The sequence below is a fragment of the Citrobacter amalonaticus genome, assembly GCF_018252635.1.
Lineage (GTDB): Bacteria > Pseudomonadota > Gammaproteobacteria > Enterobacterales > Enterobacteriaceae > Citrobacter_A > Citrobacter_A amalonaticus_E.
Genome location: NZ_JAGTXM010000008.1, coordinates 1 through 16393, shown reverse-complemented (window position 1 = coordinate 16393; position 16393 = coordinate 1). Strand labels below are relative to the sequence as shown.

Sequence of the window (16393 nt, the reverse complement as noted above, 5' to 3'; positions counted from 1 at the left end):
AAGGGAGTAACAGGCTGCCTGTCAGGCAGCCTGAGAGTGATGACAAACCTCATCCCGATACCGGGTAAGCAGAGATAACCTAATTATAAACCAGGAAAATCAATGTATTGATTTTCGGCTGATAACCACAAAGAAGGAAAAACCACGTTTTATCCTTCTTTGTCAGCGGTCTGAGGCTGCCTGTCAGGCAGCCTGAAAAATATCAATCAGGATGCGCTGGCAGCGAGTGGCGTATAGCCGTTACGTTTCGCGCTCAGAATCCAGCTGTAAGAACCCATTACCGCAATGGCTGTCAGCAAGACATACTCTAGCGACATGGCATAAACACCCTGAACCGCATAAATCACCACGCTAATGACATCAATGAGCACCCACAGCAGCCAGTTTTCCACATACTTGCGGGTCATCAACACCATCGCGGCAATCGACAACACCAGCATGGTGGAATCCCAGAACGGGAAAGCATCCGGCTGTAATTCAGGCATTACCACTGACACCCCCACGGTGTGCAACAGCGCAATCATAATCCGGGTGAGCGTCGCAAATACCGGGTCAATAAATAGCGTCATCAACAGGATAGCGACAATGCAGACACTGCCCAGCACCAGCGTTTGCTGCCGGGAAAGCCAGCGAACCTTCAGCGCCGCCTCTTGTTCTTCATTCTGGCGACTCCACGCATACCAGCCGTAGATATTCGCTGCAAAGAAGAACACCTGAAGCAGCAAACTGGCATACAGTTGGATCTGGAAAAAGATTGCGGCAAACAGGGTGACGTTAATCAGACCGAACAGGTAATTAATAATTTTTTCCCTGCTGGCGCACCAGATACACAGTAAACCAAAAACGGTACCGATAGCCTCTATCCACGAGAGTGCGTACCCACCCTCTCCGAGAGGAATGTTGACCATGACGTTGTTAATACTGAAAAAGTCCATCATTGCTCTCCTTGCTGACTGTCGAAGTAAATGGCCTGTAGCGCCAGGGAAATCTGATGAACTTCACCCTGCTGACACAGCGTTTCTTGTTGCACATAATTGTTGATGCTGCTGTCCAGACAGCCGTTATGGGCGACAACCACATTGAGCAACGACGCTGTACGCAACCCGCGTAATGCACCGACCACCATCAGTGCGGCCGTCTCCATATCTGCGCCAAGGATACCGCGGGCGGACCATTCGGCATCCAGTTCAGCCTCGCGGTCGGTGTAAAAACTGTCGTGGCTGCGCACCAGTCCGCATCGGACGGGTATGTTCATTTGCAACGCCAACTGCATCAGCGTGGCCATGAGTTGCGGATCCGCACATGCCGGATAGCTGGCTGGCGCATAGGTTTTACTGGTGCCATCATCCGCGACCGCGCCGTGGGCGATAATCACCTCTCCCAGCGCCAGCGTATCCTGCAATGCTCCGCAACTTCCGATCCGGATCAGCGTGTCGATGCCAATCTGGCGTAACTCCTCAACCGCGATAGCGGTCGATGGCCCGCCTATTCCCGTCGATAGCACCAGAATTTCAACGCCCTTGTACTCACCACGCGCCGCGCGAAACTCCCGGTTTTGCTCCAGAATTTCGGGGTTATCAAGGAAACGGACGATCCGATCCACCCGTTCGGGATCGCCAGGCAATAGTGCATATTTTGCCTTCGTCATACTTTTGCTTAATCGAATATGGGGTTGCATCTCTCGTCTCCTTACGCCCCAGGGCGTTTAACTTTCCGCCTCCTGTTTCAGTTTTTCAGGAGCCAGCAGAACAATACGATCCCCATCGCTATCAATAATTTTCAATGATTTAAGATCGTGCAGAATACGGTTAATACTGCGTGTGGTTGCTGCAAATTCCTGACTCAGATTTTGTTTATCCAGCAAAATAGACGTCGATTTATTTTGTTGATATCGCTGCCATAATGCCTGGCATACCCGCTGGTGCAGTGAATATAAATTGTCGCTACTGGCCTTTTTCGACAGCTGATAATATTGCTGACTGAAGAAGCGCAACATTCGCTGGTTGAAATGATTATCCAGAGCCAGCCAGTGACTAAAATGTTCCTGCGACAGACTTAGCAGCTGGACATTACCCACAGCTACCACCGAGCAGATGTAATGCCGCGACTCAAATATCTCGAGCTCTCCCAGCATGTCACCTTTGCAGTAATGCGCCTGTCGATAACGACGACCATCTTCAGCCTCGTAAAAGACATCCACTTCACCCGATACAATCAGTGAAAACTGTCGACAGACCTCACCCTGACGACAAATCAACGCGCCGCACGGGATATCTTCAAAACGCCAGCGCTGCATAACCTCCAGCGGGCAGTATTTGAGGAGTTCATACAACAGAGGGTCATGTACAACCTGAGTTAACCCGATAAGCCAGTCGCCTGAAAAATCTGCTTTTTTCATTGTGTCCATGTTATCTCTCTCCCCTGACGGAAAGACAGGACCGTTGTCCCGCCTCTCAGGAATACACCCGACGAAATTGCTGTCTATCTCCCGATTCAATACACCCGATGAGACATCTGTCCTTCGCTGGCAAAGAGTATATGTCTGACGCCCAGAGGAATGATAAAGTGGCGGACAACCTTTGAGACATGAGAACGTAATAATGGCAAAAACCGCAGCAGCACTGCATATCCTTGTTAAAGAAGAGAAACTAGCACTGGATCTTCTGGAGCAGATTAAAAACGGCGCCGACTTCGGCAAGCTGGCGAAGAAGCACTCTATCTGCCCGTCAGGCAAAAGAGGCGGTGACTTAGGCGAATTCCGCCAGGGCCAGATGGTTCCGGCATTCGATAAAGTGGTCTTTTCCTGTCCGGTGCTGGAGCCTACCGGCCCACTGCACACCCAGTTCGGTTACCACATCATTAAGGTGCTGTACCGTAACTAAGCAAAAGCCCAGAGGGTGTAGACTCTGGGCTTTTTTTGCCGGATGACGGCGTACAAAAAATTGACCGTTTCGTAGGCCGGATAAGCGTAGCGCCATCCGGCAATTCTTGTCAGACCTTAACCCGCAACAGCAATGCGTTTCATATCCGTCATATAGCCACGCAGTTTCTTACCAACCTGCTCGATAGCGTGGCTGCGGATCGCTTCGTTCACATCACGCAGTTGGGCGTTATCGACGGCGCCTTCAGCGATCGCTTTACCCAGGTCGCCGGTTTGCAGCGTGGTCATGAACTCTTTCAGCAGCGGTACGCAAGCGTAAGAGAACAGGTAGTTACCGTATTCTGCGGTATCAGAAATGACCACGTTCATTTCGTACAGACGCTTACGCGCGATGGTGTTCGCAATCAGCGGCAGCTCGTGCAGTGATTCATAGTATGCGGATTCTTCGATGATGCCGGAATCCACCATGGTTTCAAACGCCAGCTCAACGCCCGCTTTTACCATCGCGATCATCAGTACGCCTTTATCGAAATACTCCTGCTCGCTGATTTTGCCTTCATACTGCGGCGCGGTTTCGAACGCGGTTTTGCCGGTCTCTTCACGCCAGGTCAGCAGTTTCTTATCGTCGTTCGCCCAGTCCGCCATCATGCCGGAGGAGAACTCGCCGGAGATAATGTCGTCCATGTGTTTCTGGAACAGCGGCGCCATAATCTCTTTCAATTGTTCTGACAGCGCATAAGCGCGCAGTTTCGCCGGGTTAGACAGGCGATCCATCATCAGGGTGATACCGCCCTGCTTCAGCGCTTCGGTGATGGTTTCCCAACCGAACTGAATCAGTTTCTCGGCATACGCCGGATCGGTACCCTCTTCCACCAGCTTGTCGAAGCACAGCAGAGAACCCGCCTGCAGCATACCGCAGAGAATGGTCTGCTCGCCCATCAGGTCAGATTTCACTTCCGCAACAAAGGAAGATTCCAGCACGCCCGCACGGTGGCCACCGGTCGCTGCAGCCCAGGCTTTAGCAATCGCCATGCCTTCGCCTTTCGGATCGTTTTCCGGATGGACTGCGATCAGCGTCGGCACACCGAAACCACGTTTGTACTCTTCACGCACTTCGGTACCCGGACACTTCGGCGCCACCATCACCACAGTGATGTCTTTACGGATCTGCTCGCCCACCTCAACGATGTTGAAGCCATGAGAGTAACCCAGTGCCGCGCCGTCTTTCATCAGCGGTTGTACGGAACGCACCACGTCGGAGTGCTGTTTGTCTGGCGTCAGGTTCACCACCAGGTCCGCCTGCGGGATCAGCTCTTCATACGTGCCAACGTTGAAGCCATTTTCCGTTGCTTTACGCCAGGATGCACGCTTCTCAGCAATCGCTTCTTTACGCAGCGCGTAGGAGATATCCAGACCGGAATCACGCATGTTCAGGCCCTGGTTCAGCCCCTGCGCGCCACAACCGACGATGACCACTTTCTTACCCTGAAGGTAGCTCGCGCCATCGGCAAATTCGTCGCGGCCCATAAAGCGACATTTACCCAGTTGCGCCAGCTGCTGGCGCAAATTCAGTGTATTGAAGTAGTTAGCCATGGTGATTCCTCGTGATGTTGTGTTGTCGTGCTTATTATTCGGCTCGGTTCGCTTTTGCGAGAATGAACCCACTATATGACAGGAAATTTATTGCGGAAATTGATATATTCACAACATCACATTGCAATTTCTGCAACGTAAAAATGGAGAGGTTCGCTGGTGGATTTACGCGATCTGAAAATGTTCCTGCATCTGGCAGAAAGCCGCCACTTTGGCCGCAGCGCGCGAGCGATGCACGTCAGCCCTTCCACGCTCTCCCGGCAGATCCAGCGCCTTGAGGAAGACCTTGGACAGCCGCTGTTTGTCCGCGATAACCGCACGGTTACGCTGACCGAAGCGGGTGAAGAGCTACGAACGTTTGCTCAACAGACGCTATTGCAGTATCAGCAACTGCGCCACACTCTCGATCAGCAAGGCCCGTCACTATCGGGAGAGCTGCATATTTTCTGCTCGGTGACCGCCGCCTATAGTCATCTGCCCCCCATCCTCGATCGCTTTCGTGCTGAGCATCCTTCGGTAGAAATTAAACTCACCACCGGCGACGCCGCCGATGCCATGGAAAAGGTAGTAACCGGCGAAGCGGATCTGGCGATTGCCGGAAAACCGGAGACATTGCCCGGCGCGGTGGCGTTTTCGATGCTGGAGAATCTCGCGGTGGTGCTCATTGCTCCGGCGCTGCCCTGCCCGGTCCGCAATCAGGTTTCGGTGGCGAAACCCGACTGGTCTACGGTGCCCTTCATCATGGCCGATCAGGGCCCCGTGCGACGTCGCATTGAGCTGTGGTTTCGTCGTCATAAAATCAGCAACCCGCAGATTTATGCCACCGTTGGCGGGCATGAAGCAATGGTGTCGATGGTGGCGCTCGGCTGTGGCGTGGCGCTACTGCCCGAAGTGGTGCTGGAAAACAGCCCCGAACCAGTGCGCAATCGCGTGATGATTCTGGAACGCAGCGACGAGAAAACCCCGTTCGAACTGGGCGTCTGTGCACCGAAAAAGCGGCTGCATGAGCCGCTCATCGACGCGTTCTGGAAAATTGTCCTCGAAAGGAAAATCGACGAAGGACGGTAACCGTTACAGATCCGCCGGATCAATTTGCTTCAGCGTTTCCACCTGCATGAGCCACTGGTACAGCGGTTCCAGCTGGCGGAAACCGTCGGCCAGCAACGTTACCAGATCGGCATGAAAGAGTTTTTCCACGTCGGTATCCGTTGCCATTGCGGCAAAAGATTTACGGTGATACCAGTCGGAAATCGTTGGATCAAGTTCCTTTACCAGCAGTCGCTTATAGCGCTCTCCCACCAGTTCAAACGGCGGCCGACAACAGTCAGCCACCTCGAGAAACTGGGTGGGGCGCTGTTTTAGCGTATGACGAAACAGATCCATCGTCGGCTTGCTGGCGCTGTAGTAACCCAGTCCATAGCGCAACGTATCGGGGCTTATCTCAAAAAAATACGCGGGCGCATCGGTCCAGTTTTTGGCTGAACGTTTGAAAGTCAGCCACATCCGGCTGCGATAAAGCGATTTGTCGTGGGAAAAGCGGGTATCGCGGTGAATGCGAGATAGCGTTTTGCCGATGGCAGAACGTGTCTCAAGCTGAGGATCGATCTCCAGCATCACCGGCGCTAAGTCATCCACCAGCGCCCGGAACGGCGTGAGTATGCTGCGATCGTAAATAAAACGGTGCTCCTCGAACCACGTTTTATCATTTTCAATTTTTACCTGCTGAAGAAACGTCAGCCCTTCCTGCGCAAATCCCTGAAAGCGTCCAGCCATCTTGCTTGCCTCTGAAAATAATTGCCGGATAGCGCAAAGCCCAGCGCCATCCGGTCATGCCAGCACGCTTAACCCGCGAGGAAAAAGCGAAATGCCGGGTTATGCGTTTCGTCGTGACACTCATAGCCCAGTTCTTGCAGTCGCGTTTCGAAATCGGGTTCGTGATCGCCCAGTTCAAACGCGGCAAGCACGCGGCCATAGTCCGTGCCGTGGCTGCGGTAATGGAACAACGAGATATTCCAGTGGGTCCCCAGCGTATGCAAAAACTTGAGCAGCGCGCCGGGTGATTCCGGAAACTCGAAGCTGAATAAACGCTCCTGTAGCGGTTTCGACGGACGTCCGCCAACCATGTAGCGCACGTGCAGCTTCGCCATTTCGTCGTCAGAGAGATCGACCACGCTGTAGCCACCGTCGCGCAACAGATTCAGGATCTCGGTGCGTTCTTCCATCCCCCTGCTCAGCCGGACACCGACGAAAATGCAGGCATTCTTATCATCGGCAAAGCGATAGTTAAATTCAGTGACCGAGCGACCACCCAGCAACTGGCAAAACTTCAGGAAGCTGCCTTTTTCTTCCGGAATGGTCACGGCCAGCAGCGCTTCGCGCTGTTCGCCCAGTTCACAACGCTCAGAAACATAGCGCAGGCCGTGGAAATTGACGTTCGCACCGGAAAGAATATGCGCCAGACGTTCACCGCGGATGTTGTGCTGGGCGACGTACTTTTTCATTCCCGCCAGCGCCAGCGCACCGGAAGGTTCCGCCACGGCGCGCACATCCTCGAACAGGTCCTTCATCGCCGCACATATCGCATCGCTATCCACGGTGATGATGTCGTCGAGATATTCCTGGCATAGACGGAAGGTTTCATCGCCAATGCGCTTCACCGCCACGCCTTCCGCGAACAAACCGACGCGCGGGAGATCGACCGGATGACCCGCCTCCAGCGCCGCTTTCAGACAGGCGGAGTCTTCTGCTTCCACCGCAATGACTTTGATTTGCGGCATCAGCTGTTTGATCAGTACCGCGACGCCTGCCGCCAGACCGCCGCCGCCGACCGGTACAAACACACGATCGAGATGGGCATCCTGTTGGAGCAATTCCAGCGCCAGCGTCCCCTGACCGGCGATCACCATTGGGTGATCGAACGGTGGAACCCAGGTAAAACCCTGCTGCTGCGACAGTTCAATCGCTTTCGCTTTTGCTTCATCAAAGTTTGCGCCATGCAGCAGCACTTCGCCGCCAAAGCCTCGAACAGCATCGACTTTGATATCCGCCGTCGCAACAGGCATCACGATCAGTGCCTTCACGCCCAGACGAGCAGAAGAGAACGCCACGCCCTGGGCGTGGTTGCCCGCAGACGCGGTGATAACCCCGTGGGCTTTTTGTGCCTCGGTCAGCCCTGCCATCATCGCGTAAGCACCACGAAGCTTGAAACTGTGAACCGGCTGTCGGTCTTCGCGCTTCACGAGGATCACGTTATCAAGACGCGATGAGAGTTTGTCCATTTTTTGTAGCGGCGTCACTTGCGCCGCTTCGTATACCGGCGCGCGGAGCACCGCACGCAGATATTCAGCCCCTTCCGGGGCTGCTGACAGAGGTTGTGATTCGGCCATCATCAGCCTCCCAGTTTCGATTTATCGCGGACCGCGCCTTTATCTGCGCTGGTCGCAAGACTCGCGTAAGCGCGAAGTGCAAACGACACCTGACGCTGACGATCTTTCGGTGTCCATGCTTTGTCGCCGCGTGCTTCCTGCGCTTCACGACGCGCAGCAATTTCCGCATCGCTCAGTTGCAGTTGAATACCACGGTTTGGAATATCAATAGCAATCATGTCGCCGTCTTCAATGATCGCGATATTACCGCCGCTAGCCGCTTCCGGTGAAACGTGACCAATGGAGAGGCCGGAGGTGCCGCCAGAGAAACGACCGTCGGTAACCAGCGCGCACGCTTTGCCAAGGCCCATCGATTTGAGGAAGGTGGTCGGGTAGAGCATTTCCTGCATTCCCGGTCCGCCTTTCGGCCCTTCGTAACGGATCACGACCACATCGCCGGCCACCACTTTGCCGCCGAGAATAGCGTCAACCGCCTCATCCTGGCTTTCATACACTTTGGCCGGGCCTGTGAATTTCAGAATGCTGTCATCCACGCCGGCGGTTTTGACGATGCAGCCATTTTCCGCGAAGTTACCGTAAAGGACCGCCAGACCACCGTCTTTGCTGTAGGCATGCTCCAGCGAACGGATACAGCCTTCGGCGCGATCGTCATCCAGCGAGTCCCAGCGACAGTCCTGCGAGAACGCTTCTGTGGTACGGATACCCGCCGGACCTGCGCGGAACATCTGCTTCACGGCGTCATCTTGCGTCACCGTGATGTCATACTGCTCAAGGGTTTGCGGCAGCGTCAGTCCCAGTACGTTTTTCACGTCCCGGTTCAACAAACTCGCGCGATCCAGTTCGCCCAGAATCCCCAAAACCCCACCCGCACGGTGAACGTCTTCCATGTGGTATTTCTGTGTACTCGGCGCCACTTTGCACAACTGCGGGACTTTGCGGGAAAGCTTGTCGATATCACTCATCGTGAAGTCGATTTCCGCTTCCTGTGCCGCTGCCAACAGGTGCAGAACGGTATTGGTGGAACCACCCATCGCGATATCCAGCGTCATAGCGTTTTCAAACGCCGCCTTGCTGGCAATGTTTCGCGGCAGCGCGGAGTCGTCATTCTGCTCGTAATAACGTTTTGTCAGCTCAACAATGCGTTTACCGGCATTAAGGAACAGTTGCTTACGGTCGGCGTGGGTCGCCAGCAGTGAACCGTTACCCGGCTGCGACAGGCCCAGCGCTTCGGTCAGACAGTTCATCGAGTTTGCCGTAAACATCCCGGAACAGGAACCACAGGTCGGACAGGCGGAACGTTCAACCTGATTACTCTGATCGTCAGACACTTTCGGGTCCGCCCCCTGAATCATGGCGTCAACCAGATCGAGCTTGATGATTTTGTCAGAAAGCTTGGTTTTCCCGGCTTCCATCGGACCGCCGGACACGAAGATCACCGGAATATTCAGGCGAAGGGAGGCCATCAGCATCCCTGGGGTGATTTTGTCGCAGTTGGAGATACAGACCATCGCATCGGCGCAATGGGCATTCACCATGTACTCGACCGAGTCGGCGATCAGCTCGCGCGACGGCAGTGAATAAAGCATGCCCCCGTGGCCCATAGCGATACCATCATCCACGGCAATGGTATTGAACTCTTTAGCCACGCCGCCGGACGCTTCGATCTGTTCAGCGACCAGTTTACCGAGATCGCGCAGGTGCACGTGCCCTGGCACAAACTGGGTGAATGAGTTCACGACGGCAATGATCGGTTTGCCAAAATCGGCATCGGTCATTCCGGTTGCGCGCCACAGCGCGCGGGCTCCTGCCATATTGCGGCCATGAGTGGTGGTGGCGGAACGGTACTTTGGCATGCGTTATTTACTCCTGGTGTCTGTCTGTAAAACGGGACGGTGCGTGCCGTCCCATTTAGCTTTAATTATGAATTTACCTGATCCAACCAGCCCCATTTGTCCTCGGTTTCGCCGGTAAACAGGCCGAAGAACGCTTGCTGGATGCGTTTGGTGACCGGACCACACCGGCCTTCGCCCACCTGAATGCCGTCAACGCTACGAACCGGGGTGATTTCTGCCGCGGTACCAGACATGAAGACTTCATCCGCCAGATACAGAGATTCGCGGGACAGAACCTGCTCACGGACTTCAATACCCAGTTCTTTCGCCAGTTTAATGATGGCGTCACGGGTGATCCCCGGCAGCGCGGAAGAGGTAAACGGCGGGGTAAACAGCACACCGTCTTTCACTTCAAACAGGTTTTCACCGGCGCCTTCGGAGATGTAGCCATTCACATCCAGCGCGATACCTTCCTGGTAGCCATGACGACGCGCTTCGCTACCCACCAGTAGTGATGAGAGGTAGTTACCGCCCGCTTTTGCCGCAGTCGGGATAGTGTTGGGCGCGGCACGGTTCCATGAGGAAACCATTGCATCGATCCCTTGTTCCAGCGCTTCAGCACCCAGATACGCGCCCCATGGGAACGCGGCAATGATGACGTCGGTGGTGTATCCTGCAGGCGGGTTCACGCCCATGCCCACATCGCCAACAAACACCAGCGGGCGAATATAAGCGCTGGTCAGGTTGTTTTTACGGATCACCTCACGGCAGGCTTCCATCAACTCATCCACGCTCTGAGAGACCGGGAAACGATAAATTTTGGCTGAGTCATGCAGGCGTTGCATATGTTCGCGATGACGGAACACCACCGGGCCTTTGTGCGAGTCATAGCAACGGATGCCTTCAAAGACAGACGTACCGTAATGCAGCGCGTGGGACATCACGTGAACTTTCGCGTCTTCCCAACGAACCATCTCGCCATTGAACCAAATGTAATCAGCTTTTTTCGTCGTCATTTCTTCTTCCTGTCACGCTTACGCGCGGATTTGTTGTGATATGGTTGTGCTCTGGCAGATGGCAACATGTGCCACATCCACCAGCTTACTTAACTGACTAAACAGTAAGTCGACCGACCGTGGACTGGCAACGGTCAATTCGATATTTATATTCTGCGCGTCACGGGCAGCTTCCATATTCATGGCACAGACCTGGAAGCCACGGTGGCGTACCACACGTAAAACACGTTCCAGTGTTTCCGGATTAAAGCGAGCTTCTACGGCGACCTGATGTTGCATCATGATAATTTCTCCAGCATTTCAGAGTTGCTGGCGCCAGGCGGCACCAGTGGCCAGACATTCTCAAGTTCGTCAATTGAGACATGAAGCAGGTATGGCCCGTCGCTGTTCAGCAGGGTATCGAGTGCCGCTTCAACCTGGTCTTTTCGGGTGATGTGTTGGCCAGGGATGCCGAAGGCGCTGGCTAACGTGAGGAAATCGGGATTATCGGTCAGGGTAGTTTCGCTATATCGTTCCTGGAAAAACAGCTGCTGCCATTGTCGAACCATGCCTAACCGTTGGTTATCCAGTAAAACTATTTTCAACGGTAACTGCTTACGTTTTACGGTGCCCAGCTCCTGAACATTCATCATGAAGGAGCCGTCACCGGAGATACAGATAACGGTGTCATCCGGTCGAGCGACTTGCGCCCCAACGGCTGCCGGTAAACCAAAACCCATCGTGCCTAAGCCGCTGGAGGTGATGAAATTCTCCGGGCGACTGTACGTCATATGCTGTGCGGACCACATCTGATGTTGACCAACATCCGTCGTGACAACACAGTTGGCAGGCTTACGTTCCGACAGCTGTTTCAACAGCAACGGTGCGTAGATGGCCTCTCCGGGGTGATCATAACGCCAGGTGTGATCCGTACGCAGTTCCGCATTACGCTGACGCCATTCATCGATGTCGACCGGCTGTTGCAGCGCAGGCAGCAGCGCATTCAAATCGCCCTGCAAGGTCACATGCGCCCGACGCAGTTTGTTCAGTTCAGCCGGGTCGATATCCATGTGGATCACGCTGGCATGCGGCGCGAAGGTATCGAGTTTGCCGGTCACCCGGTCATCAAAACGTGCACCTACTGCAATCAGCAAATCACACTCCTGCACGGCGAAGTTCGCCGCTTTAGTGCCGTGCATACCCAGCATCCCCAGATAGTAGGGATAATCCGCCTCGACAGCTCCCAGTCCTTTCAACGTGCAGGTGACCGGCATTTGCGTTACCGCAATGAACTCACGCAGCGCCGGAACCGCTCGCGCCATCCCTACGCCACCGCCCACGTACAGCATTGGCTTTTGCGCCTGAGCCAGCATTTTTCGCGCCTGATCAACGTCAGCCTGCGGGAAAACCGCAGCGTTTTCGACGGTCGTGAAATACGGTTCCAGCGCCCCGCTGGCTAACTGGATATCTTTCGGGATATCAACCACAACCGGACCAGGACGCCCGGCGTTAGCGACCTCAAACGCCTCGGCCATGATGCGTGGCAACTCTTCCAGTGACTGCACCAGGAAACTGTGCTTGGTACAGGCCAGCGACAGTCCCAATACATCCACTTCCTGAAACGCATCGGTACCGATGAGCGGCGCAGCAACCTGCCCGGTGATCGCCACAACAGGGACCGAATCTAACAGCGCATCTGCAAGACCGGTGATCAGGTTGGTTGCTCCTGGACCTGAAGTGGCGATGCAGACCCCCGTCTTACCGGTGGAACGGGCATAGCCAATGGCTGCAATCGCGGCCCCCTGTTCGTGTCGGCACAGCAGGTGTTCCACGCCACCGTCGTACAACGCATCGTAGACCGGCATAATTGCGCCACCGGGATAGCCGAATACTGTCTCGACACCCTGTGCACGCAACGCATGTACCACCCACTGTGCTCCATTCATAGTTAGTTCCCCGTCGTAAATCTTAAGAAACAGAATTTTATGCTGTTATTCATTTTCTGCTCCTCTGATGTGTTTTTAAGGTCAAAAAAAACCCCCGGACCTTTCGGTGCGGGGGTCTTAGTTCGTTAAGGCTTGTTTTTTAAGCCTTTCCTCGTCCAAGTGCAGCCCCGCACGGTGGGATAATAATCACCACCACGCTAATCACGACCAGGCTAATCACTCGTAGAAGGGCTGTCATTTTTGTCGATTCTTGCATCTTGTTCGAAGGAATACCTAAAGAGTTACCATAGATTTCGCCAATAGCACAAGATTTTTTTCTTTGCATTTTTCTGACTCAGCTAACGGATTTGTGAAAAATCATTGTTTTTTATACAAAAATAAAGAATTGAAAAAAATTCACTTTCCGGGCGGGAGTAACTCCTTTTTTCAGAATGGATGGGATGGGGGAAACCTGACTGCGAGCCCCCTTCCAGTAAAAGAGAAAACCAAAAAAATTGCATTAAAAGTGCGGAATGCTCTGCGAATAAACATTATTTTGCACTGATATTGCAGAAAAGAGTGAAGACATAATAGTGGCATCTGGAGGAGTTATGTCACTGTCAATTGTTCATACACGTGCTGCGCTGGGTGTAAATGCACCGGCGATTACCATCGAAGTACATATCAGCAACGGGCTACCCGGTTTAACACTGGTGGGGTTACCAGAAACGACCGTCAAAGAAGCGCGAGACCGGGTACGCAGCGCGATCATTAATAGCGGATATGACTTTCCCGCAAAGAAAATCACCATCAATCTCGCCCCTGCCGATCTTCCCAAAGAGGGAGGGAGATATGATTTACCTATTGCTGTGGCGCTTCTGGTTGCATCTGAGCAGCTTACAACTCATAAACTCGACCAATATGAGTTAGTGGGTGAATTAGCGCTTACAGGTGCGTTACGCGGCGTTCCCGGCGCCATATCCAGTGCAACCGAAGCGATACGGGCGGGAAGAAGCATTATCGTAGCCAAAGAGAACGAAGAAGAGGTTGGGTTGATTGAGGGTGAAGGATGTCTGGTTGCCGATCATCTACAAGCCGTCTGTGCATTCCTGGAAGGAAAGCATGGCCTTAGCCATCCAGGTGTTAGCAACGGAGCTATCAGCGTCTCATCTGACGATCTCAGCGATATTATTGGTCAGGAGCAAGGGAAGCGTAGCCTTGAGATCACTGCCGCGGGTGGGCACAACCTGCTGTTAGTTGGCCCACCGGGTACGGGGAAAACGATGCTCGCCAGCCGTCTTAATGGTCTGTTGCCGGCGTTAAGTAACGAAGAAGCCCTGGAAAGCGCCGCTATCCTCAGTCTGGTTAACTCGACCAGCGTGCAAAAGTTGTGGAAACAACGACCTTTTCGCTCACCACACCACAGCGCATCCCTGACCGCGATGGTCGGGGGCGGTACCATTCCTGCGCCAGGCGAAATTTCATTGGCTCACAACGGGATACTGTTTCTGGATGAATTGCCTGAGTTTGAACGACGAACATTAGATGCTTTACGTGAACCTATTGAGTCTGGTCAGATCCATCTTTCGCGCACGCGCGCTAAGATCACTTATCCTGCACGCTTTCAATTGGTGGCGGCAATGAATCCCAGTCCGACAGGGCACTATCAGGGCAATCATAACCGCACTACGCCTGAACAGACATTACGCTATCTCAGTCGGCTCTCGGGCCCCTTTCTGGACCGCTTTGATCTTTCTCTTGAGATCCCCCTCCCACCGCCAGGCATACTCAGCCAGCCTGGTGTAAAGGGAGAAAACAGCCTTATGGTTAAACGGCGGGTCATTGCTGCGCGGGAATGTCAGCATAAACGCCAGGGAAAGCTGAATGCGCACCTGCAAAACAAGGAAATACGTGAACACTGTCCGTTAACGGATGAAGACGCACAGTGGCTTGAGGAGACACTCATTCAGCTTGGATTGTCTATACGGGCCTGGCAGCGCTTGTTAAAGGTATCGAGGACAATTGCCGATCTTGCGCAAGCCGAACACATTTCTCGCAGACACTTACAGGAAGCCGTCAGCTACCGGGCGATAGATCGACTGCTTGCTCACTTGCAGAAACAGCTGACATAAAAAAAGGGCCTTCGCCCTTTTTTTATTAGTCATCAGACTCGGTGTAGTCCTCAGCCCCTTCCATTTGTGGTTTACCACCGGACAGGGTGTGGAAACGTTTTGGACGCTTGATACGCGTCATGTATTTAGACCAGACGCGTTCTGCTTCGGTCACTGGCTCACGTTCACCACGACATACCGCAACAAAGAGCTTCTCTTCTTCGGTAACCGGCTCACGTTTGCCCAGATCCAGCTCGTTGAAGGCATAACCATGACGTTCAAGCAGTTGCGCCTCTTTGATGGTGAAATCACCATGACGAGAGAATCCTCGTGGATAATATTTGTTGTCGAAATATCGATTAGTCGTCGTAAAGCTTTCCGCCATCCTGCACGCTCCTAATTCTTTTGGCCGAGCTATTTATGGCGCGGAGTATTAGTTACGCTTGACAGAGTGTAAAACAAAACATTTAAATCATAACGACAAATAATTTTGCGGAGAGCACTGTGGATACGGAATTGTTAAAAACTTTCCTGGAAGTTAGCCGAACGCGCCACTTTGGCCGGGCTGCGGAAGCGCTCTACCTGACTCAGTCGGCGGTAAGCTTTCGCATCAGACAGTTGGAAAATCAACTGGGTGTGAATCTTTTTACCCGCCACAGAAATAATATCCGCTTAACGGCGGCCGGCGAGAAGCTTCTGCCCTATGCGGAAACGCTGATGAATACATGGCAGGCAGCACGCAAAGAGGTCGCCCATACATCAAGGCATAATGAGTTTTCAATCGGTGCCAGCGCCTCCCTGTGGGAGTGCATGCTCAACGGCTGGTTGGGGCGTTTGTATCAGTCACAAGAGCCTCAGAACTGTCTGCAATTCGAAGCCCGTATTGCGCAGCGCCAGTCACTTGTAAAACAGTTGCATGAACGCCAACTTGATTTGCTTATCACCACGGAAGCCCCAAAAATGGATGAGTTTAGCAGCCAGCTACTGGGGCATTTCACCCTGGCGTTATACTGCGCCAGCCCTTCAACGATGAAAGAGGCTTTGAATTATCTGCGCCTGGAGTGGGGACCTGATTTTCAACAGAACGAAGTGGGATTGATTGCCGCTGATGAAGTCCCGGTACTCACTACCAGTTCAGCTGAACTGGCCAGACAGCAGCTTTATGCCCTGAACGGTTGCACCTGGCTACCCACGCGTTGGGCCAAAGAGAAAGGGGGGCTGCATACCGTTGCAGACAGCGCAACGCTTTCGCGTCCGTTGTATGCTATTTGGCTGCAAAATAGCGATAAACATGCGCTAATTAAAGATCTTCTAAAGACAGATGTCCTGAAAGAATAAGTAAAAACGAGGTGGGCATGGATGCCAGAAAAGGATGAGATCGGTATCTGGAGGGGGTTACAGACAAAAAAAATCCTTAGCAGATGCTAAGGATTATTTTCTGGCAGGGGCGGAGAGACTCGAACTCCCAACACCCGGTTTTGGAGACCGGTGCTCTACCAATTGAACTACGCCCCTAATTAGGGTGGCGGAACGGACGGGACTCGAACCCGCGACCCCCTGCGTGACAGGCAGGTATTCTAACCAACTGAACTACCGCTCCACCGAATTTTTCTACAACCACTGATTTTTACATCAGTTCACTGCTTAATTTGATGCCTGGCAGTTCCCTA

General features: G+C 53.4%; 17 protein-coding genes and 2 tRNA genes. 4 read left to right on the top strand and 15 right to left on the bottom strand.

Annotation, left to right across the window (positions count from 1 at the left end):
• Window positions 1-206: 206 nt before the first annotated feature.
• The 3 genes from pnuC to KE671_RS21280 are packed head-to-tail and all read right to left on the bottom strand — an operon-like array spanning window position 207 to window position 2407.
• Window positions 207-935, bottom strand: coding sequence for a nicotinamide riboside transporter PnuC (gene pnuC / locus KE671_RS21290; protein ID WP_206164687.1), 729 nt, complete (start codon window positions 933-935; stop codon window positions 207-209).
• Window positions 935-1678, bottom strand: coding sequence for a nucleoside phosphorylase (locus KE671_RS21285; protein WP_206164634.1), 744 nt, complete (start codon window positions 1676-1678; stop codon window positions 935-937). Before KE671_RS21285 ends, pnuC begins: the two co-directional genes overlap by 1 nt.
• A 27-nt stretch (window positions 1679-1705) precedes the next feature.
• Entirely contained in the window at window positions 1706-2407 is a 702-nt protein-coding gene (locus tag KE671_RS21280; RefSeq protein ID WP_206164633.1) for a Crp/Fnr family transcriptional regulator, read from the bottom strand.
• A 193-nt stretch (window positions 2408-2600) separates the two neighbouring features.
• Between KE671_RS21280 and ppiC the strand changes: the two genes are divergently transcribed.
• The gene (ppiC, locus tag KE671_RS21275) at window positions 2601-2882 is read left to right on the top strand and encodes a peptidylprolyl isomerase PpiC (protein ID WP_001140251.1); all 282 of its coding nucleotides are present in this window, start codon (window positions 2601-2603) and stop codon (window positions 2880-2882) included.
• A 116-nt stretch (window positions 2883-2998) separates the two neighbouring features.
• On the opposite strand, the gene ilvC is transcribed toward ppiC, so the two are convergent.
• Window positions 2999-4474: a ketol-acid reductoisomerase gene (gene ilvC / locus KE671_RS21270; RefSeq protein WP_206164632.1), complete on the bottom strand. Its 1476-nt coding sequence runs from the start codon at window positions 4472-4474 to the stop codon at window positions 2999-3001.
• A 159-nt stretch (window positions 4475-4633) separates the two neighbouring features.
• On the opposite strand from ilvC, the gene ilvY reads away from it, so the two are divergent.
• Window positions 4634-5542: an HTH-type transcriptional activator IlvY gene (gene ilvY / locus KE671_RS21265; protein ID WP_206164631.1), complete on the top strand. Its 909-nt coding sequence runs from the start codon at window positions 4634-4636 to the stop codon at window positions 5540-5542.
• A gap of 3 nt (window positions 5543-5545) precedes the next feature.
• Here ilvY and KE671_RS21260 read toward each other — a convergent pair whose 3' ends face one another.
• The 8 genes from KE671_RS21260 to ilvL form a co-directional block, all read right to left on the bottom strand.
• Complete coding sequence (locus KE671_RS21260) at window positions 5546-6247, bottom strand: DUF2461 domain-containing protein (RefSeq protein WP_206164630.1); 702 nt, start codon at window positions 6245-6247, stop codon at window positions 5546-5548.
• Window positions 6248-6315: 68 nt separating this feature from the next.
• Window positions 6316-7860, bottom strand: a complete 1545-nt coding sequence (gene ilvA / locus KE671_RS21255) for a threonine ammonia-lyase, biosynthetic (protein WP_206164686.1) — start codon at window positions 7858-7860, stop codon at window positions 6316-6318.
• 2 nt (window positions 7861-7862) lie between these two features.
• Window positions 7863-9713 (bottom strand): dihydroxy-acid dehydratase, encoded by a 1851-nt coding sequence (gene ilvD / locus KE671_RS21250; RefSeq protein WP_206164629.1) that lies wholly within the window; start codon window positions 9711-9713, stop codon window positions 7863-7865.
• A 65-nt stretch (window positions 9714-9778) separates the two neighbouring features.
• On the bottom strand, window positions 9779-10708 hold the full coding sequence (gene ilvE / locus KE671_RS21245) for a branched-chain-amino-acid transaminase (RefSeq protein ID WP_206164628.1): 930 nt from the start codon (window positions 10706-10708) through the stop codon (window positions 9779-9781).
• A gap of 18 nt (window positions 10709-10726) precedes the next feature.
• Window positions 10727-10990 (bottom strand): acetolactate synthase 2 small subunit, encoded by a 264-nt coding sequence (ilvM, locus tag KE671_RS21240; RefSeq protein ID WP_206164627.1) that lies wholly within the window; start codon window positions 10988-10990, stop codon window positions 10727-10729.
• Window positions 10987-12633, bottom strand: coding sequence for an acetolactate synthase 2 catalytic subunit (ilvG, locus tag KE671_RS21235; RefSeq protein WP_206164626.1), 1647 nt, complete (start codon window positions 12631-12633; stop codon window positions 10987-10989). The genes ilvM and ilvG overlap by 4 nt, the downstream gene beginning before the upstream one ends.
• 2 nt (window positions 12634-12635) lie before the next feature.
• The gene (gene ilvX / locus KE671_RS21230; RefSeq protein WP_193388322.1) at window positions 12636-12686 is read right to left on the bottom strand and encodes a peptide IlvX; all 51 of its coding nucleotides are present in this window, start codon (window positions 12684-12686) and stop codon (window positions 12636-12638) included.
• 86 nt (window positions 12687-12772) lie between these two features.
• The gene (gene ilvL, locus KE671_RS21225; RefSeq protein ID WP_001311244.1) at window positions 12773-12871 is read right to left on the bottom strand and encodes an ilv operon leader peptide; all 99 of its coding nucleotides are present in this window, start codon (window positions 12869-12871) and stop codon (window positions 12773-12775) included.
• A 352-nt stretch (window positions 12872-13223) separates the two neighbouring features.
• On the opposite strand from ilvL, the gene KE671_RS21220 reads away from it, so the two are divergent.
• The gene (locus tag KE671_RS21220) at window positions 13224-14744 is read left to right on the top strand and encodes a YifB family Mg chelatase-like AAA ATPase (RefSeq protein ID WP_206164625.1); all 1521 of its coding nucleotides are present in this window, start codon (window positions 13224-13226) and stop codon (window positions 14742-14744) included.
• A 25-nt stretch (window positions 14745-14769) separates the two neighbouring features.
• On the opposite strand, the gene maoP is transcribed toward KE671_RS21220, so the two are convergent.
• Window positions 14770-15108 (bottom strand): macrodomain Ori organization protein MaoP, encoded by a 339-nt coding sequence (gene maoP, locus KE671_RS21215; protein WP_042326051.1) that lies wholly within the window; start codon window positions 15106-15108, stop codon window positions 14770-14772.
• A 119-nt stretch (window positions 15109-15227) separates the two neighbouring features.
• On the opposite strand from maoP, the gene hdfR reads away from it, so the two are divergent.
• Window positions 15228-16061, top strand: coding sequence for an HTH-type transcriptional regulator HdfR (gene hdfR, locus KE671_RS21210; protein ID WP_206164624.1), 834 nt, complete (start codon window positions 15228-15230; stop codon window positions 16059-16061).
• A 101-nt stretch (window positions 16062-16162) separates the two neighbouring features.
• Here the strand turns inward: hdfR and KE671_RS21205 are convergent.
• Together KE671_RS21205 and KE671_RS21200 are read right to left on the bottom strand one after the other, a co-directional pair.
• Window positions 16163-16238 (bottom strand) — tRNA-Trp (locus KE671_RS21205).
• An 8-nt stretch (window positions 16239-16246) separates the two neighbouring features.
• A tRNA-Asp gene (locus KE671_RS21200) sits at window positions 16247-16323 on the bottom strand.
• Window positions 16324-16393: the final 70 nt, after the last annotated feature.